General features: G+C 66.2%; 17 protein-coding genes. 6 read left to right on the plus strand and 11 right to left on the minus strand.

Annotated elements, in window-relative coordinates; all coding sequences use genetic code 11:
- Positions 1–11: 11 nt before the first annotated feature.
- Complete coding sequence (locus tag EES43_RS30220; RefSeq protein ID WP_124272233.1) at positions 12–614, minus strand: MerR family transcriptional regulator; 603 nt, start codon at positions 612–614, stop codon at positions 12–14.
- A 632-nt stretch (positions 615–1,246) separates the two neighbouring features.
- On the opposite strand from EES43_RS30220, the gene EES43_RS30225 reads away from it, so the two are divergent.
- The 4 genes from EES43_RS30225 (at position 1,247) to EES43_RS30240 (ending at position 3,874) form a co-directional block, all read left to right on the plus strand.
- Positions 1,247–1,459: a hypothetical protein gene (locus tag EES43_RS30225; RefSeq protein ID WP_124272234.1), complete on the plus strand. Its 213-nt coding sequence runs from the start codon at positions 1,247–1,249 to the stop codon at positions 1,457–1,459.
- A complete protein-coding gene (locus EES43_RS30230) occupies positions 1,459–2,130 on the plus strand; it encodes a restriction endonuclease (RefSeq protein WP_124272235.1) in 672 nt (223 codons plus the stop codon). Before EES43_RS30225 ends, EES43_RS30230 begins: the two co-directional genes overlap by 1 nt.
- Positions 2,131–2,173: 43 nt before the next feature.
- Positions 2,174–2,890 (plus strand): restriction endonuclease, encoded by a 717-nt coding sequence (locus EES43_RS30235; protein WP_124272236.1) that lies wholly within the window; start codon positions 2,174–2,176, stop codon positions 2,888–2,890.
- A 276-nt stretch (positions 2,891–3,166) separates the two neighbouring features.
- A complete protein-coding gene (locus tag EES43_RS30240; protein ID WP_124272237.1) occupies positions 3,167–3,874 on the plus strand; it encodes an NACHT domain-containing protein in 708 nt (235 codons plus the stop codon).
- A gap of 233 nt (positions 3,875–4,107) precedes the next feature.
- Here EES43_RS30240 and EES43_RS30245 read toward each other — a convergent pair whose 3' ends face one another.
- The 6 genes from EES43_RS30245 to EES43_RS30930 all read right to left on the minus strand — a co-directional run bounded on the left by EES43_RS30245 (position 4,108) and on the right by EES43_RS30930 (position 9,940).
- On the minus strand, positions 4,108–4,680 hold the full coding sequence (locus EES43_RS30245; RefSeq protein ID WP_124272238.1) for a telomere-protecting terminal protein Tpg: 573 nt from the start codon (positions 4,678–4,680) through the stop codon (positions 4,108–4,110).
- Between the two features lie 11 nt (positions 4,681–4,691).
- Complete coding sequence (locus EES43_RS30250; RefSeq protein WP_124272239.1) at positions 4,692–5,834, minus strand: CBM20 domain-containing protein; 1,143 nt, start codon at positions 5,832–5,834, stop codon at positions 4,692–4,694.
- The gene (locus EES43_RS30255; protein ID WP_124272240.1) at positions 5,831–6,628 is read right to left on the minus strand and encodes an AAA family ATPase; all 798 of its coding nucleotides are present in this window, start codon (positions 6,626–6,628) and stop codon (positions 5,831–5,833) included. The genes EES43_RS30250 and EES43_RS30255 overlap by 4 nt, the downstream gene beginning before the upstream one ends.
- Positions 6,625–7,431: an AAA family ATPase gene (locus tag EES43_RS30260; RefSeq protein WP_124272241.1), complete on the minus strand. Its 807-nt coding sequence runs from the start codon at positions 7,429–7,431 to the stop codon at positions 6,625–6,627. The genes EES43_RS30255 and EES43_RS30260 overlap by 4 nt, the downstream gene beginning before the upstream one ends.
- Before the next feature lie 290 nt (positions 7,432–7,721).
- Complete coding sequence (locus tag EES43_RS30265) at positions 7,722–9,314, minus strand: Mu transposase C-terminal domain-containing protein (RefSeq protein ID WP_124272242.1); 1,593 nt, start codon at positions 9,312–9,314, stop codon at positions 7,722–7,724.
- Positions 9,315–9,382: 68 nt separating this feature from the next.
- Positions 9,383–9,940, minus strand: coding sequence for a hypothetical protein (locus tag EES43_RS30930; protein WP_164493352.1), 558 nt, complete (start codon positions 9,938–9,940; stop codon positions 9,383–9,385).
- Positions 9,941–10,824: 884 nt separating this feature from the next.
- Here EES43_RS30930 and EES43_RS30275 point away from each other — a divergent pair.
- Positions 10,825–11,847, plus strand: a complete 1,023-nt coding sequence (locus EES43_RS30275) for a hypothetical protein (protein WP_124272244.1) — start codon at positions 10,825–10,827, stop codon at positions 11,845–11,847.
- Between the two features lie 190 nt (positions 11,848–12,037).
- Here EES43_RS30275 and EES43_RS30280 read toward each other — a convergent pair whose 3' ends face one another.
- Both EES43_RS30280 and EES43_RS30285 read right to left on the minus strand, forming a co-directional pair.
- Positions 12,038–12,598 (minus strand): hypothetical protein, encoded by a 561-nt coding sequence (locus EES43_RS30280; protein ID WP_124272245.1) that lies wholly within the window; start codon positions 12,596–12,598, stop codon positions 12,038–12,040.
- Between the two features lie 284 nt (positions 12,599–12,882).
- Complete coding sequence (locus EES43_RS30285; protein ID WP_124272246.1) at positions 12,883–13,158, minus strand: hypothetical protein; 276 nt, start codon at positions 13,156–13,158, stop codon at positions 12,883–12,885.
- 137 nt (positions 13,159–13,295) lie between these two features.
- Between EES43_RS30285 and EES43_RS30290 the strand changes: the two genes are divergently transcribed.
- Positions 13,296–15,176: a hypothetical protein gene (locus tag EES43_RS30290; protein ID WP_124272247.1), complete on the plus strand. Its 1,881-nt coding sequence runs from the start codon at positions 13,296–13,298 to the stop codon at positions 15,174–15,176.
- A gap of 287 nt (positions 15,177–15,463) precedes the next feature.
- Here the strand turns inward: EES43_RS30290 and EES43_RS30295 are convergent, their stop codons facing one another.
- Both EES43_RS30295 and EES43_RS30300 read right to left on the minus strand, forming a co-directional pair.
- Entirely contained in the window at positions 15,464–17,503 is a 2,040-nt protein-coding gene (locus EES43_RS30295; RefSeq protein WP_124272248.1) for a hypothetical protein, read from the minus strand.
- Positions 17,504–17,743: 240 nt separating this feature from the next.
- Positions 17,744–19,510: a DUF7380 domain-containing protein gene (locus tag EES43_RS30300; RefSeq protein WP_124272249.1), complete on the minus strand. Its 1,767-nt coding sequence runs from the start codon at positions 19,508–19,510 to the stop codon at positions 17,744–17,746.
- Positions 19,511–19,617 lie beyond the last annotated feature (107 nt).

The raw sequence follows: 19,617 nt of genomic DNA on the forward strand, positions 1-19,617 counted from the left end.
GGGCCTGCAGGTCAGTTGGCGGTACTGCTACGGGTTGAGACGTACGCGATCGCGCCGCTCGACTGCGAGGGCAAGCGGGTTCCTAGGAGGAGATCCGCGACGTCCCGGTCGGTCTGGCGCGGTGCGGTCAGATGTTTTATCGGGGTGGCCAGGTCGCTGACATATCCAGTGAGGACTGCATCGGGAAATGCGTGCCGCCCGCCTTCGCCTTTCTCCCACCTGTCCAGGCCGGTCAGGACCGCCACCACATAGCCCGACACCGTCACCGGCAGTACTCCCCCGGCCGCGACGCTCGCGGCATCACAGCGCCACCAGCCTCTCAAGCCCTTGAGGAGGTCGTCGGGGCCAAGGTCTGGCGCGTAGCCTGCCCATTTCCGGTGGGTGTCATGGACTTGTTGTGCCGCGTCGACGCGCAGGACCCCGAGCAGGTCGGCGTCCAGGCGGTCCACGGGCGCAGGGGCGCGTTTATGCAGGGCCTGGACGACCCAAAGCGGCGTCATCACGCGAACACCGCGCCGGGATAGACCGGGCAGTACGCCTGCTCTGATGAGACGCCGGTATGTGGTAATCGCACAGCCGAGTTCTTCTGCGGCCTGTCCGGTGGTCAGCAACATGGCCTGCCTCCTCGGATCCGGGCGCTGCCGCGCTTGGACGCTATCGGCAGTCCCACCATCCACGCAAGTCTGATCAGATATCTGATTCTAGTTGGTGTAGCCCTTGGACGGGGCCGCAAGTTCCTTGGCCCGACTGGTCGTACAGTCCGTCGCTGAGCGGCTGGAAGTGCCCGACCGGCCCGGTCGCGGGACAGGGCCAGCCGACCGTGGCTTCCGGGACGGCACCCCACCACCTCCGGACGCCGGGGTGGCGGTCAGGAGCAGGCGGCCCCGGCGCACTGAGGCTGCGAGTACGCGCCTGCTGCATTTCGCCAATTCGCCCTGGCTGGACCGTCGGCGTCACCGACCATCAAGTGTGCAGGTGGGAGGGCTTCACTGGGGTGCTGGGTGCCGGACCAGCTGTGGGGTGAGGGCAGGTGTGGCAGGGAGCCGGGAAGCAGGTCGCCCGAGGTGGAGCCGCCTGGAGCATGGAGAGCCGGGACGGCAGGGTTGGGGTGGCTGTGGTGGCTTGATCGAAGCTTTGCCGGACTGTGCCTCGTAATGATCCACCAGTTTTTGTCAGTGCCCGCTGCTACACCAATTCCTTAAGGGACGGGCCGCATTCCGCGGCCCGCCGGCGGGAGGGGAACAGCATGTCGAAGGTGCCGGACGGGTTCCATCGCGTACGCGGGCACATCCGCCGCAACCCGAAGCCGCGCAGCGCGAAGCGGATGAGCGGCTGGATGATCGCCGGTCTGCTGGCGGGCGCGTGGCTGTGGGGGCAGGTCTTCGGGTTCGGCGAGTCCGCTGTCCCCACACCGGCTGCTGATCCGAAGCCGGCCGCCTCCGCACAGAGCGCACACTGATGGCGCTGCCGCGGTTGCGGCGTCCTCGCGGCACGGCCGAGGTAGTCTCAGCCGCTGTTGTCGTGGTGGCCATGCTCGTGCTCGCCCTGCGGATGCTGGTGGCAGCGGCAGGCGCGTTGGTGCAGGCCTGGCCCGTTCTGCTGGCACTCGTCCTGCTCGTGGGAGCGGTGAGCGTATGGCGCCTGCGGCAGGCGAGCACACGGCGGCGCCGGGAGGCAGCGCGGGTGGCAGCGCTTCGGATCACCCTCGTCGAGTTCGACGCGATGGACGACCGGCACTTCGAGCATGCCCTGCGGGACCTGCTGGTCCGCGACGGTTGTGCGGCCCGCAGGGTCGGAGGTGCCGGGGACCAGGCCGCCGATGTCATCGGGGACCATCCGCGGCTCGGCCGGATCGTGGTACAGGCCAAACACACCCGCGTCAGCGGGAAGGTGGGCTCCTCGGTGATGTACGCGGTGAAGGGCACCGCCTGGCCGGTACACAAAGCGGCGCATGCTGTCGTCATCACCAACGGGACCTTCACCCGTGACGCCATGGCGTGGGGCGAGCGGCACAGCGTGCACTGGGTCGACCGACACAGGCTGGAGCGCTGGGCCCGGGACGGCGCAGCGTTGCACGAGCTTCTAGGCCTGTCCGCAGCCCGTGCGGGCCGGTTCAAGCGGGCTGCCTGATCCTCAGGATCCGGATCCCTCGTTCATCAGGTCGGGAGGTGTGGTGTTCGAAGAAGACGGGTCGCTCGACCCGCTGCTGAAGTTCCTGCTCTACTCCGTTCTTACGCTGGCCATCGGCAAGATGCTCTGGGAGTGGATCACCGAGGACGTCAGCCGGTGGATCACTGTGGGCCTGTGGGGTGTGATCACTGGCCACCCGTGGTGGACCGGGGTCATCGTGGCCGGCGGGCTGCTCATGTTCCTCATGCTGGGCCGGCTGGTGGCGTTCGTGTCCGACGCCTCGTCCGCTGTCTACGCCAGCCCGCAGGACACGCTCATAGCTCCCGAAGCCTTTGCCGGACCGGACATGCTCACCTTCAGAATGAAGGAGCTGTCCTCGATGAGCGCGACGGGCTTCGAACAGGCATGTTCTGACCTGCTGGCACGAGACGGATTCCTCAGCCCACACCGGGTTGGCGGCGCCGGTGACCTCGGCGTGGACGTCACCGCCCGGGACAGCGACAACCGTCTCCTGATCCTGCAGTGCAAGCAATACCAGAGCCCGGTCGGATCGGGACACGTACAGAAATTCAACGGGACAGCTCGCCCCCACCACGGGGCCGACCTGCCCATCATGATCGCGCTCAACGGATTCACCCGGCCCGCGACCGACTTCGCCCAACACCACAAGCTCATCCTCGTCGGACGCCCGGAACTCAAACAGTGGGCCCACGGCCAGCACCTCTACGACGTCCTCGGCATCCGAAACACGACACAGTGACACTGCATCAGCGCCGCCGTTGAACAGCACCAGGTCAGTCGCCGGATCTGCCAGGTTGTGTACGGGTTGCCGAACGGACAGGCCAGCACGAAGCCGTGGTCCGAACAGAAGGGTTCACCCCCGCGTTCTACCAGCCGTACTACGCCCGGCGCATGCCCGGTAGCTAGCGCTCAACCGCACGGACGTGGGCATTCACCGCAGGAACGATTCGCGGACACACCCGTCGGGGCTGGAGAGTTGCAAAACCTGAGCAGATTGGAGGAGGCGCTCCAATCCGTGGTTCGACACGACCCGAACTTGACTGCCCTGGCCACCTCACCGCCGCTCTGCTCAGTGCTGTGCGCTTTGAATCGTGACCGTCACGGTCTGTTGCCGCAGTCGGTGATGAGTCTGTATGAGGCCGCCCTAAGCATGCTTTTGGTGCGGCGCGACGCTGAGCGCGGCATCGGCGCTGCGGGAGTTCAGATCAGCGAGCGACAGAGCGTGCAGTTACTCCAAGCCCTGGCCTACTGGCTGATACGCAACGGCCACTCCCAGACCGATCCGACGACCGCCATACGGCTCCTCGGCCCAGTCCTCGCGGCCATGCCTACCGCACCCGGCGATGCCGCGCAGGTTCTCAGGCTCCTGCTCGAACGATGCGGCGTACTTCGAGAGCCTGCCCCCGACCGGCTGGAGTTCATCCACCGCACTTTCCAGGACTTCCTGGGTGCCCGGGCCGCCATTGAGGCCGAGGAAATCAGTCTGCCGGTAGCCAACGCCCACGAGGATCAATGGCGCAACGTGGTGAAGATGGCCATCGGCCACGCCCGACCACGAGAGTGTGCGCAAATGGTCCAAGCCCTGGTGGCTCGCGGCGACCACGAAGAGCCGCACCGAAAACAGCTGTACGCGCTGGCCGCCTCCTGCGTGGAGTACGCCACGGAACTTGCCCCTGAGGTCCTGACGATCGTGCAGCAGCGGAGCCGTGACCAGGAGCTGTAGGAGGGGAGCAAGCCCGCCCGGTGGCCCACCGCAGGGCGTCCGGGCCGCAGGACGCCACCTCACAGGAAGGGCTTGCGAGGCTCAGAGCCTTACCAGAACGGTGTTTCGGCACTCTGCGCTGCCGACTCACCGCTCGGCCCTCGCAACGCGAACGGCGAGCGTGCTCCCGACTCGGGGACATAGCTGGGTCTCCGGAACCGGTACAACGCTGGCGCCTGCGGGCTGGAGTGGGGTCAGTAAGAGAACTCGATGTACACGATGTCGGTAAGCGCCACCATATGGAGCTTGCCGCTGGGCGAGACGTTGAAGTACGCCTCGCCGACGGCGTCGGCAATGATTTCTCGGAGTTCACTGTCGTCGGCGTTGCGGTATCGGGCTTGGAACAAGCGGGCGGCATAGGCCGTAGGAAGCCATTCGGTGATGTGGCGTACTCGGCCGTCGTCGGAGGAGCCGGCTGCTCCGGTGAAACCGAACCAGGCTTTGAAGTGCACGAGCATGCCATCGTGGCCGGTGGAGATCAGGTGGTGGGCGCGGCGTCGCACGCGCGGCTGCCAGAGGCGTACGACGTCTTTGGCAATGGCCTGGGATAGCACGCTGCCCGGCGCGCTCCGCCGGCCCTTCATGACCTCCTTGACGAGGCGGGGCTTGGTGCCCAGTCGGCTGGCCAGGGCCCCTAGGTCGGCGTAGCGGGTTGCGAGAAAGCGCAGGCGGGCGCTGTCGGAGCGCGGCGGTTGGCGTGTCCAGTGGTGGGTGTCGGCGAAGTCGAGCGCTTCGGCGATGGAGGCGGTGTAGAAGTCGTCGAGCATGTTTTGGCCCTTTACAGGACGCGTGCCCGCAGCATGCTGCGGTTTGCACGGCGTGTTCCAGTGGTGACAGGTGCGGTGCGGTGGCGGTCAGGCGGTGTGGCCAGCAGGCGGCAGGCGCGCAGGGCTTGTTCGATCTCTGGGTGCTCCCAGGACGGGGTGGAGAGCACGTTGGGGGCGTCTGGATGGCCTTGCAGGTGGGTGAGGTGACGGGCGGCGTTCAGGAGGGGCTGTGCCCATGCGGGCATTTCGGCCAGACCGTTTCCTGATCTTTCGTGCAGGCTTTTGATCTGCTGGCTGCTGTAGCCGGTCAGGGCGCGCAGGGCGACGCACGCCGCGTGGACGGGGTGGGCGACGCGGGTGTGGATTCGGGCGGCGATCTGGGCGGTATGGGGGTGGCAGGGGTCTTGGTGTGGTCCGGGTACTGGCAGAGGTGGGGTGATGCCGGTCGGCTCGGAGCCGGGAATGAATGTGAGGGTGAGGGGCTCGCGCGGTTGCGGGGGCAGGCGGAACCAGAGTTCGGCATCACGGGGTGGGAAGGCGGTCGTGTGCTGCCACCACGGGTGGTTGTCGGATTCCGGCGGACCGCTCGGGGGATTCCAGTGGGTGGTCGCGGCGCGCGTGGTGTCCAGCACGCGGTGGGGAATCGTGTCGAGAAGGGCGGCGGTGGGGCGCGGGAGGGGGCCGTTGCAGAGGAGGGTGAGACGGGTGCCGGTGAGGGCGCTGAGTGCCAGCAGGTGTTCCCATTGAGGTTTGCTGAGGCGGTGGGCCCGGCAGACGGTCGTGTGGGTGATCCCGAGTGCGATGAACCAGGACGCGGCGATGCGCCAGCTGCGGTCGGAGTTGTTGGTCCATGCGGGTAAAGGGTGCGCTTCGTCGGGGACGGGCAGGTGTTTGCCGAGGGCGCGGATCAGGTCGTGAGCAAGGTATGCGCCGGTTCCGGCCAGGGGTGTGGGGTGGACGGTGATGCGTCCGTGGGGCGGGGTGGATGCGGCGAAGGCGAGGCGCATGTAGTGCGGTTCGTCGTGTGGGGTGACGACGACGGTGACGAGGGGCAGTGCGGTGTGGTGATGTGGCTGCCAGGTCGGGCACCACTTTTCGCCTCTCTTCGCGTCGTCGGGTTCTGCCGTTTGTGGTGCTGTGGGGGTCAGAGTCATGTTTTGGCCGCTCTGGGGGCCAGTTGGCGCAGTAGTTCCTGCGGGCCTCTAGTGATGTGCTGGGTGCTGCGGTGGGTGAGGGTGGCCCAGCGTCGGAAGTTGCCTTGGGCCCATGTCTGGTCGAGGTCGCGGAGTACGGCGGGATCGGTTCGCTTCCAGTGGGGGTGGAAGGCGGGGATGACGGTGGTGATCTCGTCTTCGTCGATGACGTCGAGTTCGTGCCAGCAGGTCACGCGGGAGGCGAGTACAGGGGTCGTACGCAGGGCGCGGAGGCGGTGGCTGCCGGCGGCCAGGGCGACGGTCACGCGTGTGTGCGGGTCGTCGTAGAGGTAGCGCACGTATTCCAAGCAGGACGCGGAGAGTTGGTGGGCTTCGTCGATGGCTAGGAGCCGTGGGGGGTGGTGCAGGGCGTGGCGGATGAGGTCGTCGCTGGTGCCGGGGTCTTTGGGTGGGGGGCTGGGCAGGCCGAGGGCGTGGTGGATGCTGTGGCGGAGGTCGTCGGGGCGGGCTTGGGGCTGGGGCAGGAGCCGGATGGGGTGCCAGGCGGGATGCTGGTCCAGAACGGTATGGAGAGTGAAGGTCTTCCCTGCTCCTGCGGGAGCGGCGATGCACAGCATGCCTTGTTGGGCGACTGTGGCGTTGAGGGCAGATGTGGCGGCGGCGACCTGGCGGGTGCGCACGGTGCGAGCGCCGGTGAGGTCGAAGTGGTGGCGGGCGGAGCGGACGTTTCCGTGGGCGGTGCTGATGGTGGTGGTCCGCGTGGTCCGCGTGGTCCGGTAGGAGGGTGCGGTCATCGGTCGTCGTCGCGCCGTACGGGGCGGGCGGGGCGGGCGCGGCGGACGGCCCAGCGGGCAATGGTTTCGTCGACTTCGCTCAGTCCGCGGCGCTTCATGCCTTCGAGGACGTGGTGGGTGATTTTGGACCACATGCGGAAGGTGCCGCCGCCGGCTTCCAGGTCGATGAAGTTGATGAGGTCGGCGGGAACGGAGGCCCAGACGGGGTGGAACAGGGGGATGTTCTTGAGGACTTCGTCCGGTTCCATGGGCGTGAATTCCTGCCAGATGTAGATCCGGGAGGCGAGAGCGGGCTCGTTGTAGAGGGTTTTGTAGCACTCTTCGCCGCCGACGAACAGGACGGCGGGCCGGTTCTTCTTCCTGCCTGTGTCCCACAGGTGGCGGACGAATTCGAAGCACTCGCGGCTGAACTGCTGGGCCTCGTCGCAGACCAGGACGTAAGGGCGTCGGGCCAGGGATTGCTTGAGGAGCCGGTCGAATTCGCTGGGGTGGGCGGGGGGCTTGCCTTCCAGGTGGAGGGCTTCGAACAGTTCCATGCGGATGTCTCGCGGGGTGGGGCGGGAGCGGAACTGCAGGAGCAGGACGAGGTCGGGTGCGACTTCCTTGAGTGCGGCGAGGACGGAGAAGGTTTTGCCGAGACCGGCGTCCCCGTAGATGCAGGACATGGCGCGAGCGTCGATGGTGTCAGCGATGTTCTCGCCCGCTTCCAGCAGGGCTTCGGTGGCCACGATGCGGGCGTCGGCCAGGTCGAGGTAGAAGTCGGGGTCGTCGCTTGTCTCGGCAGTGGTGTCGGTGATGGTCATGGGCTCTGCTCCTTGGGTTGTGGGATGAAGGGGTGGTTCAGGAATCGCTGTTGGTCCGGGCTGTGGCGTGGTGATGACCGGTACGGGCGGCGTGGGATGCAGGGCGTGTGCTGTGCCGAGGTCATGGCCGGTGGCGGGGTCGGTCAGTTCGATCTGCCCCTGTTGCGGTGAGGGGTGAACAGTGACCCGGGTTCCGGCGTGGGCTTGGGTGAGGGCGCCGGTGTAGGTGCGGCCCTGCCAGCGAATGTGTCCTTGGGGCCCGATCCGCCGGTGTGCTCCTGGAGGTGGGGTCATGCGGTGTCCTTGGGGGTGCTGGCCGACGGGGTCGGGATCGCCCAGCGGGCGCCGGGGATCACGCGGCGGGGCATGTAGCCGGCGGGGACGCCGTCGTCCTTGGGCCGCGCAGGGCGGGTAGCGGTCAGTTCTGCCACGGCTTGTTTGCGTGTCATCGTTCCGGCCAGGCGGGCTGGGCCCGGCTGGGTGGCGGGCTGGAAGCGGCGGCGTCGTCGGCGCTGCGCTTCGGCCAGGTCGCGGCGGATGCGTCGGACACGGTCGTCGCGGGCCTGGTAGACGGCTTGGATCTCCTCTTCGCTGGCCTCGTCAGCCAGGTGGGCGGTGCCCAGATGTTGGTGCGTCTGGGCGTGGAAGACCTCGATGGCACGGGGGTGGTGGGGCTGGTAGCGCACGGTGACCTGGGTGCCGGTGCGGCCGGTCATCCATGCGCCGATGTAGTCACGGCCCTGCCAGCGGATCCCGTGCCCGTGGATGATGCGGGTGGAGCGTTCGCCTTCCATCAGGAAGACGTGCAGGTCCTTCAGCGGTGGCTCTCTCAGGGGGGTGGTGTCGCTGTTCCAGCTGTCCATGGGCGTCAGATTGCCGCGGCCCGCCATGCGGTGCTCGGTGTTGCGGGTGCGGACCCATTGGGCGAAGAGGTCGACGAAGTTCTCGAACGTCAGCGCCGGGTCTTTCTCCCCCGCCCGGTGCTTCGTGTCCAGCTTCTGGGTCTTGGTGTAGCGGGGCAGGGTGGAGAAGAACATGCTGGTTGCCGCACGGTTGAGGTTCTCGATGCTTCCTTTGAGGTGCGGGGTGTAGGGCGGCAGTACTTCGACGTGGACGCCGAAGCTGCCCATGGCCTGGGTGACGGCTCGGGAGAGGAAGTCCTTGCCTCTGTCGATGCGGATACGGCGGGGCAGTCCGCCGGCCGGACCGTGGATGTCGTCGGTGAGGATGCAGGAGCGCAGGGCGGCCAGGATCGATCCGCGGTGCGGGTAGTGCGGGGTGACGGCCCAACCCATGGTCACGCCGGTGTGGCAGTCGCAGAACCAGGTGATCCAGGGCTTGACCAGTCTGCCGTCGGCCCACACCAGCACGGGTGCCTGTTTGTGGTCGCCTTCCCATTCTTCGTTCCGGCAGGTGGGCGGGCGCTTCAGGTGGGGGTCAAGGGCTCGGGAGGCGGGGATGCCGGATCGGAGGCCTGCCAGGTCGCCGGGGGCGAGGTCCAGTTTCACCGCCCGGTGCAGCGTGGACAGGCTGGGCACCTGCTTCGGGTCGTCAGCCTCCTCGAGCATCTCTTGATGCACGCGTTTGATGTTGCCGCGGTAGTAGGCGAGCTTGATGCGAACTTCGTCGGTGACGCTGTAGCGGCTGCGGGGCGCAAGGTCGGCGGTGCTAGTGGCCTTGGCCTTTTCCAGGCGCCGCCAGACGGTGCGCTCATGGACGCCGACCGTACGTGCGACGGTCTTCACCTCGGCGCTGGTCAGTTCCCCACGTTCGCGCAGCACGACCAGTGAGCGGACTCCGGCGGTCAGCAATGCCCTCTTTTCGCGGGCGGAAGGGGCAAGGACGGGTTCGTCCGCGAGGGTGCCGATTGGGGCCCGGCGCATGGGGACAGCACTCCCTTCTTGTTGATGCGGTCTGTCGGTAGGGCTGAGAGGGTTTGAGGGGCAGCACGTCAGCCGAGAAGGCCGATGTGGGAGACGTATGCGTAGCTGCGGTGGTCGGAGTCCAGGTCGCTGATCTCCCACTCCCACTGGTGCTCCAGTTCGAGGAAGTTCTGGCTGGCCCAGGCCTGCACGATCGGGCCCCAGCGGTAGATGTTCTTGTTCCTCACCCGCAGTGGGCGCCGATGGCGGGCTTCGACGCCCTCCTGGTCGACGGGATGGATCTCGATGCGGGTTCCGCCGCCGGCGTTGAGGTAGCGGGTCAGCCACGGGGCAATGTTGTGGCGCCGTAGGTCCCGGAAGGCATGCCGCACGCGTTGCTGTGTGTCCAGGTCCGGCACGTGGTCCGTCGACAACCACTGAGTGAGAGCGGACGGATCCGTTGTGATGTGGTGGGATTGAAGGGCCACTGCTGCACCCTTCCTCGAGGACAGGTACTTCACCGCTTGCTCCAGGCGTTCCCGGTCGTTACGGGTCCATTCGACGTCGTCGAAGACTCGCACGTCCAACGTCTTGGCAAGGGCTCGTCCTCCTTCGAGGCCCTCGGCGCCCAGTTCTCCGAATCCCATCGCGTGCTCCTGTGTGTCGTTTGCTGTGCGGAATTGAACGGCACAGCGCGTGGTCGGTCCGCTGTGTGACGCCAGAGGCACAGGCAGGGCAAGTGGCGTGGGCCGTTGCCGGTGACGTGTTGTTTCACACCGGATGGCAGGACGATATGCCAGCACTCGGTTCGCTAACCGTTACGCGGACGTTGCGCGAGCGACCGCGCAACGCGCGTAGTCAATGACCTGAGAATCGTTCATTTCTGAACCATCGCAAAATTCGCCTTAGGGACGCCGAAGGAACAAAGCGGTTACGGCGTGGAAGCAGAGATGCGCGGCGCACAGCCCGCAGCTGCTGCCACGGTCGGCTCAAAAGCCTAGGTGGGAGTGGGGTTGGCAGATGTTCTGCGGTGTCGCGCAGGAGGGTTGCCACACGACTCAGGAAGTGGGGTCAGGCCGATCATTCGTTGTTTCGCGTGGCGATAGGGATGGACGCCAAGCCGACTGGTGGGCCAAAAGGGCCGTCACCGTAGTACCCACCACTGACAACACGTGCGACTACCAGAAAGTAACCTGATCACCCGTCACTATATTTGGCGGAAACGCACTCTGCTTTGGCTTTATATCAACCCGTTAGGGGAATGCGTGTTCGATGTTCCGCATCGCGCGGGTGCGCAACTACGTAGTGACCTGAAGGCCTGAACCCCGTCCCGCTGTACGCCGATAATTAATGGCTTGTAAACGCGCCTTGGACCACTCTCCTTTCACTCACACATTGAAGAATCAGGGGTCTCTCGAGCTGCACGGGCACACATCACTTCCTTCCGTCTGGCCGGTTTCATTCCCTTCAGGAAGAGAGGAAACGATTCGCTCCTGACCCGTTGTCAGAGGTAGCCACAACGATGAATCGCATGAGTCTCACTTCCTGCCTGAAGGACCCCGCCTCCGCCATCTCGCGCTTCTTGGCGGAACACCTCCCCTTCCCTGACGTCGTGCTGTGCGACTACCGCGATCGCCTGGCCCAATACTCACCTCCGATCAAGCCCGCGCCTGAAGCGGGCCGGCGCGCCGAGTACCGGATGCTGGGGCACACCATCGACCACCGGCTCCGTATCAGCCTCGGTGTGCCCACCGGTCAGCCGATCCGGGAGGGTGTGGTGCGCGCCGCGCTCGACGACGACGGGTGGCCCAGCATGGAAGTCATCGGGACCGTGCAGGCGGCGGGGCAGGTGCTGCTGGAGGAACTGTCCCGGTACGAGGACGCTGATGGTCGGCCGCTCGCCCTCGACGACGCATCCGAAGACCGTCTCGTGCGTCTGTGCCACGTCGCCTCCAGTTTCGAAGCGATCTTCCGCTGTGTGGGGTGGGTACGCGGCAACAATCTCGGTTCAACCCGCCCCGGGGACACCCTCGATGACATCGCCGCCGCGGTGCCCGATTACGTGGTGGCCGACATCCGCAGCCAGATGCGGCTGGCCGGCACGTCGGGCCCGTTCGACCGCTTCATCAAGCTGCCCGCCGCTGCACGGATCGGCGGCCCCGTGTTCGACGGCAGTCGCGATGTCGGCGGAGCGGACGCCGACTTCATCCTCGACAGGCAGCTGATCGACTGCAAAGCGACCATCCGGCCGGAGCGGATGAGCCGGGCCGAGATCTACCAGCTCGCCGGCTATCTCCTGCTCGACTACAGCGACGCCTACGCCGTCACAGATGTAGGACTGTACCTGTCCCGGCAAGGCGCGCTCATCGACTGGAGCGTGCAGGACTTCCTGGATCTTCAAGGATGCCGACTCACGTTGCCTGAGCTACGGGCAGCATGCCAGCACGCATTGACCGAGGGCTCCGCCGGCGCGCCCGCGCCCGCGGAAGCGATGCGGCGCCCGCTCCCCCGCCCCCGCAACGCGCCTGCCGTACAGGAGAGCCTCTTCGACTGAAATTGCTGGCCGGAGGCGGGGCTGGGTGGGTGCTCAACCACAACGCACGCCACGTCTCCGGTCAGACGTTGGCGCGGCCGTCGGCCCGTCGCGTCGCGCGGGCCTTCGGACACCCAACCTGTTGGACATCTCAGGTCTGCCGGGCTGCACGGGGCTCTCGTCGACGTAGCGGCCGACAGCCGCTTTGTGCCTACCGGGCAGGCAGCCTGCGAGAGTCGAAGACCGTGCCTGCGAGAGGATCGGTCGGCTTTTCGAACCTGGTGACCTCGCGAAGCATGTGGGTCCTGATCACCTCCCTGGGTGCGAAGTAGGCGTTTGCCCGGTCCCGCAGTTGGTCCAGTGGTGCGTGGGCGGGGTTCAGCAACGCGCTGCGCACTGCGGACTCCACGGAGCGCATGGCGCGGGCCAGTTCGCTGTCGAGCAGCTCATAGCCTGCGTGTACCGCTCGAGCGAGGGCGCTCTCGGCAGCAGACCTGAGCGGCTCGCTCTTCTCGTCGAAGTCGTCGACAGGAAGCACTCTGCCTGCCTGGGCGTCCTCCAAGACGCGGACGAGGAAGGTAAGCCACGCACGACAGCACACGCCGGCGTCGTTGACGACGTCAATTCTCCGTGCGATAGCGTCCTCCAGCCTCTGCCTGCTGTCGACGCGTTCTTTTCTGCGCTGAACAGTCAGAGGGCCGATCGTCGCAGCCAGCGCTGCGATCAGGGCAGCAGCGACTGCCCCCAGCAAACCGATCTTCGCGGCATCCACCAGGCCACAGTAGCCAACGCTCGCCCGCACCACGCTCTCGATGCATCCGCCAGGGACTCACTGTCCGGCGCATCGGCTGCGTGCAGCCAAGCGCGCCCTCCGGGAGCTGCCTAACGCAACCGGCCGCCCAGGTGACATCGGTGTGCCAGTCCGGCCTTCGCGACTTCCCGATCCGAAGCCGCCGACCCACCGGTCAAGGGGCCCAACACCCATGAGAGCGCCCGGCGAAGCGCGATCCAGCACCTGACCCACAGTATCCAAGACCGGTCTCGTGACCGGACCGGTCAGCGCCGTTGGCTGGCGAGCACGGTGAGGTAGTGCTCGTACTGGTCAGGAGTCAGGCGCTGACCGGACCATCCGTGGCAGAAGAAGCAGCGGGGCCCGTTCCAAACCCAGAAGCTGTTCAGGTCGAGGAGCTGGGCCAGGGTCATCCGCTCAGTGTCCAGGGTGAGTGAGCGGCCGTGTCGGCAGCCCCCGCCTCCGGCGTGGGAGCGGCCCTGGTAGTGGCCGCTGAGGTTGGAGCCGTACACCCACACCTCGGCCAGCACCGGGCTCGCCACGAACGGAGGGGGCGGCTGCGCCGGCATCGGGTGCACTCGTGCCGGGCTCGAGCTCTACACCACCTTCAAGGGTGTGCGCAATCCACTACCCGCCAGCAGTGGGCCGCTTGTTGCACAGCGGTGGCAGACTGCAGTCCATGGGTGAGGGCAAGAGTGAGGTGCGCACTACACGGACGTGGGCTGATGAGGTGGCGCAGGTCCTACGGAGCAACAGATTGCACTCCGCGGAGAGGGAGCTGACCTGGCCGGAGGCGCTGGAACAGCTGCGTGCGCGGGCTGGCGACGGTCCCTACACCGGGCAGCAGCGGCAGCCTTGGGAAGCGACCATTTCCGATCTCACGCATGCGGCTGTCCAGTTGGGTCCGGCGGTACGACAACAGTTGGAGCCTCGTCTCTCCGAGCTCCTTTCCGCTCTGTCGACGCCACCGAACGCCAGCGCCACAGACCGCATCGCCAAGGCGGCGCGGCTGGCTGATGAGCTGCTCATGCAGGCTGATAGTGGGCAGTTGCTGCCCGCGGCGTGGCAGGACTTGGTGGGCTCGGCACGCGATGATGTCGGCTTCGACGCACTCAACGGGTGCCGAAAACTGCTGTACGTGTTGTTGCAGCGTTCACAGCAGCGAGCCGAACAGGTGTGCAGCCAGTTGTCCGGGGTGATGCGCGATGACGCAGTGTCCGTACAGGGGGCCCAGCTGCGGCTGGGTGATCTCGATGTCTCTGCACCGTGGAGAGACATCGCGGGTTGTGCGGCCGGCTGGAGCCCACAGGCACGCGCTGATCTGTGCGAGCGGCTGGTGGTGACTCAGCCCCTCACGGCCCATCACGTGGTATGGCACGCATTCAGACGGGCAGCGATCAGCAGGATGGTCGAGGAATACGGGCCCGTTACGTTGTACGACAGCGAGTGGTTGCGCGGGAACCTGCTCAAGGACGGGCCCTTCAGGGGCGATCTCCCTGCCGAGACAAGAGCCGACGACGGCTTCTTTCCCGCTGAGATGCTGCCCGAGGGGAAGGATGTGGTGATAGCCAGAGTCGATTTGGGTTCCGGAGCAAGGGCCGACGCTCCGGCCGACTCCCGAGTCTTGGTGCAGTCGTTGATTCTGGCAGCCACATTCCCCGAAGACCAGCACGGCTGGGAGCTCTACGAGGGCTACATACATGTCGCCGATGGTGCCTGCGGCTGGAAGGTTTTCAGTCTGCTCGACGAGGACATCGACGCCCGGATGCCTTACGGGCCGATGGACATCACTGCGAAGCGCCTGTCCGAAATGGCACCGCGCGTAGCTCCGCACCTGGCTTCCGGGCTTGCGAACGTGTCCGGTGTAGTCGATGCCATCGGCTGGTGGAAGGCCTCGGGAGTGCAGCCTCCGCACGCGTCAGTACTGCTGGATGTGCGCATCCTGGAGACCGTGGCGACGGCGGTGTGCGGGCACGGCCAGACCTGGTACGGATATCTCGACGCCTTCCACAAGAACTCATGGATCCGTCGCTCCATGACATCCGAGCTGTTCGATGTGGTGTGGCATGCGCGCGATGACCTCCACGGGTGGAGCCCGCAGGAACAGGAAGCGATCACCACGATCCATGACAAACTGCTGCGTCATCGAAACTGGGAATCTCGCGCTGACATGGCCCAGGTAGCTGTCGAACTTCCCTCCTTGGCAGCAGCTCTCCCAGAGCACACCCTGCAGCATCGCCGGACCGCTGCTGCAGCCCACCGGATATCAACCCCTGCCGGCGTACGCGTCTGGTACACGGACCTGGAGAACCGGTGGACGCGAACCCTGGGCCGCCTGCGGCTGGTCCGCAACGCCCTCGCCCACGGCGGCCCAGTCACCGCGGCCGCCGCAGCCAGCGTCGCCCCAGTCGTGCACCAACTAGCGGGAGGGGCACTGCTGTCCAGCCTCACCGCACTCGCAGAAGGAACGCCTGTAGCTGATCAGCACGAGGCGCACCGCGATCGATGCGATGCGTGGGCCCGGGACCGTCTGTCAGGCAGCACGGCCTACAAGCCCTAGCAGCTGACTGCCGCGATCTTCGTCACTGGCAAGCGGCCGGCCCGCGCCCGAGTCCGCGCCGGCGCTCCAACGGACGCTTACCGCAGGGCGAGCACACAACAGGAAGCCAGAACCTCAGCCAGCAGATCCTCCGCTAAGCTCTTTCCAGGGCCGGTCACTTCGGGTGTAGTGACTCGCAATCACTCCGGCCCACCTGGGAGAGACCAGGGTTCGAGTCCCTGTCCGCTGTGCGGGTCGTCCAATAGGCAAAGACACTCCCTTCCTTCCTCATCTGTCCGTCTTTCACGTCACAGTCGGTCGTGTCCGTTCGATGTGGGGCTGGTCAGGTGTGTGAACTGCAGGCCCACCACGGCAGCGTCTGCCTCGAGATGACGGATCACGTCCTGCTGCCGTTTTGCTAGTTCGGTGATCACTCGGTGTGCTGTCCAGGTGGCTTCCGGAAGTTGAGCCGAACTGGCCACCGCATACCAGTTACCCAGCACTTCCAGTGTGAGATCGAGAGTTCCGCGGGCCCCATGAACGTCATGGCTGTCCGCGACCGACGCGAAAACCCCTTGGTGCAGTGCTGTGTTGCGCAGCACGTACATCCAGCTGAGCTGAGCTCGGCAGCGTTCTTCGGCGTCCCTGAGCCATGCTGCGCACTGCTTCGGGCTGCTCATGCGGGCTCGCCAGACGTCGATGTCATAGGCGGGCAGGCCGTGCAGGACGGTCCTCAGGCGTGACAGGGCTGCTGAGCCGATCTTCACTTCCTGAGCGGCTCCGGGTGGCTCGGCAAGCAAGTCGGCCCACCGATTGAGGTCGCTCAGCAGGCCATGGCCGTTGACCTGGGCTGCTCGGTCGATTTCGTTCAGCGGCTGGAGATACAGGTTGTCGGCGTCTGCCGCCTCCAGTTCGGCAGTGGCCGCTCGGCCACGCGCCTCCCGCAGTTGCTGTTCCAGGGCCGACTGAGCGCCCTTCTTGGCGAGGTGCCGCTCCAAGCCCTCCACAGCACGACCGGTCCCCGCCGCACGCTCCGTCACCTCGCCATGGATCGCGCTGGCGACACGACGCACGCACTGATGGGAACTGAGCAGCTGCTGGCGCATTGCCTGAAGGCTGAGAGCGCGGGCGAGTTCCACATGAGCGGCACTGTCGTTGTAGCCGTGACGGATTCCGGCCGCTTCGATGGCGGCCCAGGACAGGGCTGCGCTGGTGAGTGGTGAGGAGGTGGAACGTGCGATGTGGGCCATGCGGAGGCATTCGCGGATTTCCGCAGGCCAGTGCCTGGTCAGTGGCCACGCAGTGTCGACCGTGGGCCCTCGAGAGGTGTAACGACGCGAGCGGTCGTCTGACTCCTCGAAGACCAACGTCTCGGGCGCCAGGCGCAGTTCGGCAAGCCGGTGGCCCGCGACATAAGTGTCGAGCGCCTCTTCAATCCGTCGCCTGGCCAGGTGAACGGCGACGCCCCGGTCAGGTGCCATGACGGACAAGGTCAACAGGACGGCAGCAGCAGCGCGTTCCCCTTCCCGTGGGTCCTCGCCAGGGTGACGGCCGTGTAGCGCTGCGAACTTCCTCAACTTCGCGGTCCCCTGGCTCCAGCCGTCCGGTGCCTTCTTGCCGATTGGAAACTGCCGGACATTGGTGTCGGCGTCGAACAGCTGGCCAAGCCCGGCCAAGGTGCGGGCACCCTCCACGACGGCAGCCACCCGGATCTGGCGATGCGCTGGCCGCAGCACCGAGAGTAGTCCCTGCCCGCAAGGCGCTTTCCGAAGGAAGCGCTGCAGATCCGCAACCAGGCATTCATAGTCTCGTCCACGCCACACGGCGAGACTCGCGACCTCGGCGATGGCGCGCTCGGCCGCCGTCACAGGCATTGCTGTGTCCCAGGCCTGCTGAAAGAGATCCAGAACGATGCGCTCGATCTTGGGTACGAACGCTGCCAGCTGATGAGCCAGAACGCCGCAGCGGGACGGCTCTTTGAGATCGTTCCGGCCACGGAACACCATGTCTGCCAGCAGATCGTGGATATCCGCGAGCGGCTGCTTGGCCGGGATTACAACAGTCTCCAGTGCTAGCACTGACTTTAGGGTTCGCTCAATGACCGTGTAGGCCAGCTTCTCGTTCGGCTGGGCGTCTTTGCTGTCGCTCGCGCCGGCTCGGGATCGGAGCACAGCTTCGGCGCGGCTGAGGGAGAGTACGGCTGCTCCCCCGGCCGCCGCGTGCTGCGTGGCATACGCACCGGGATGCATCGCTCTCAACGTCGCCTGTATCAGCAGTCTTTGATGGCCAGCCAGACCAGCCTCGCTCATGCCGGCGACAAGCTCCGGCTCAGATCCGGGATAGAACATCCCCGGACCTTACCCAGTGAACCGAGCCAACAGCACGAGGGCCCGCGTCCCGCACCTCCTGGTCAGGTCAGCCTAAGGCAGCATCTCTCGGCCTTGCGCTCAGTGCGATCCGGTCCGAAGTCTCCAAGTTCTCCACCTGCGCACCGTACCGAGACATGGTGCCCTTGCTTATTCCCGCTTGCCCCAGCGTGGCCTGTCGCGCCGCCACCCACAACAGCATCGGCCTGGCTACTGCTCCCTTCAGATTCCGGAGGCGGGTGCAGCCGCCTGATGAGCGTGTGCGGTGACATGCAGGGCAGCCAAGAGCACGAGTGCCACCGTCTGAGGGGCCGTCTCCGTGTCGGATAGATCGTGGAGTTCGCTGTTGCGGAGGTTGAGTCCTCCGTCGCTGTCGACGAGTAGGAGACGCAGGAAAGCCTGCCAGTCGGCGTGCATGCCGGCGTCGGTCGCGCGGTCGATGAGGGTGGCCAGGAGGGTCACTCGGCCGCGGCTGTCGCCCTGTGGCGGCTGGATGATCGGAATGCGGTGATAGCGCAGGGTCTCCCGGAGGATTCCTTCGATCCGGGGCAGGGCGATCGCGAAGGCTGCGTCGTACTCCCCGCTCCAGTAGTAGCGGAAGGCGCGCGCGAGCTTGGTGGCGCGGATCCCCGTGATGATGGGGTCGGCCGTGAACAGCTGGGCAAGCTGGGCGGTGGTCGGGTCGAAGCGGTCTCCCACCGTCTCCAGGAGGTGGTGCACGTAGACAGAGGTGATCATCATTGCGGTGACGTGCCACTCGCTCTCGTCGTCCGCTGCCGTGCGCACTCGGGCCTCCGCCACAGGAACGGGGCCGGCGGCATTGATCCGGATGCTGGGGATGAAGGAGGACAACAACCCCTCGGATGCCAGCCTCCTTGCATGTTCCTGGGCAGCCTGCCGCGTTCCGCAGGGGGCCGGCAGGCTGGCCAGTGCGCTGAAGGCCTGCCCGAGGGTCTGCGCCTGGCCAAGGACCCTCTGGGAGTAGTCCTCGATCTCGTCTCGCCGCAGAGGGAACTCAAAGTGGAAACTTTCCATGCCGAGTTGGTCCGGAGCGATCGCCTGCATCCGTACCCGAGCGTCATCGAACAGGTCCTCCAAACCGTAGTCACGTGCTGCGGTGGCTGCCGCGTTGAGCCGGTCCACGCGGACAAAGCCCGTGAACCGTTCTGCTTCGGTGAGCAGCGCTTCGACGATCTGTCGCTGCAGTGCCGTCCGTTCTTGCGGGTCTTGCGTCCCCGCGATACGCAGCTGCAGCAGTTCCACCACCACCGGAACGTCCCCTCCGTGGATGCCGGTGGCCCTGCTGAGGAGTGCTTGCACGGCAGCATCTGAGGCGTGGCGGCCAACCAGCTTCCTCAAGATCTCCAAGACCAGGCCCGGCGCCGCTTCCTGGGAGTCGTCGAGAAGCTCAGACACAAAGCTGATCATGGCCTGCTTGGTGGTGAGTTCCAGGTCGCGCACGCTCAGCCGTACCGCAAGGTCGTACGCGAAGCACAGGCAGTCACTGGCCCGGCAGCGCCCCGCGGAGCGGTCCGCCATACCCAGAAATCGGGGCACAGCCTCCGTGTAGTCTTCGATCGCCTTCCGGGCATGCGGGAAACTCTTGCGCGCCTCCCACACCAGGTGATGCAGGCGGGCACGCAGCATGGGGTGGCCCACAGCCTCCGCATAACCGGCCCAGGTCTCCATGGCACTGTCCGAGACGGCCTGAGGGTTCGCAGGCCACCGATCGGCGCCCCGGCCGATGAAGTCCCCCGCCAGCCCTCCCCGTTCCGTGACGTGGAAACACAGGGCAGCCCATATCGCGTCAGCTTCGGCTGCGGCCTGACCTTGCCATGCCTCTGCGTTGGCATGCTCGATCCAGCGCTGCAACAGCTCCTGGAGAGAAGCGAACTCAGCAGCTGTCGCGTCGATGCAAGCAAGCACGGCCGGGTCGATTCCCATCTGAACCTCCTGGAAGACCAGTATCGGCCGCGTCACATCTGCCACCTACCGGTTTTCATCTGCGGCAACACCACATAGGACTACGCCCGCGGTCCTTCCCCCGGCCCCCGACACCAGAGGGTGCACACCTGCACAAACGCGCGCAGCCGAAG

This window comes from Streptomyces sp. ADI96-02 (assembly GCF_003846185.1).
GTDB lineage: Bacteria > Actinomycetota > Actinomycetes > Streptomycetales > Streptomycetaceae > Streptomyces.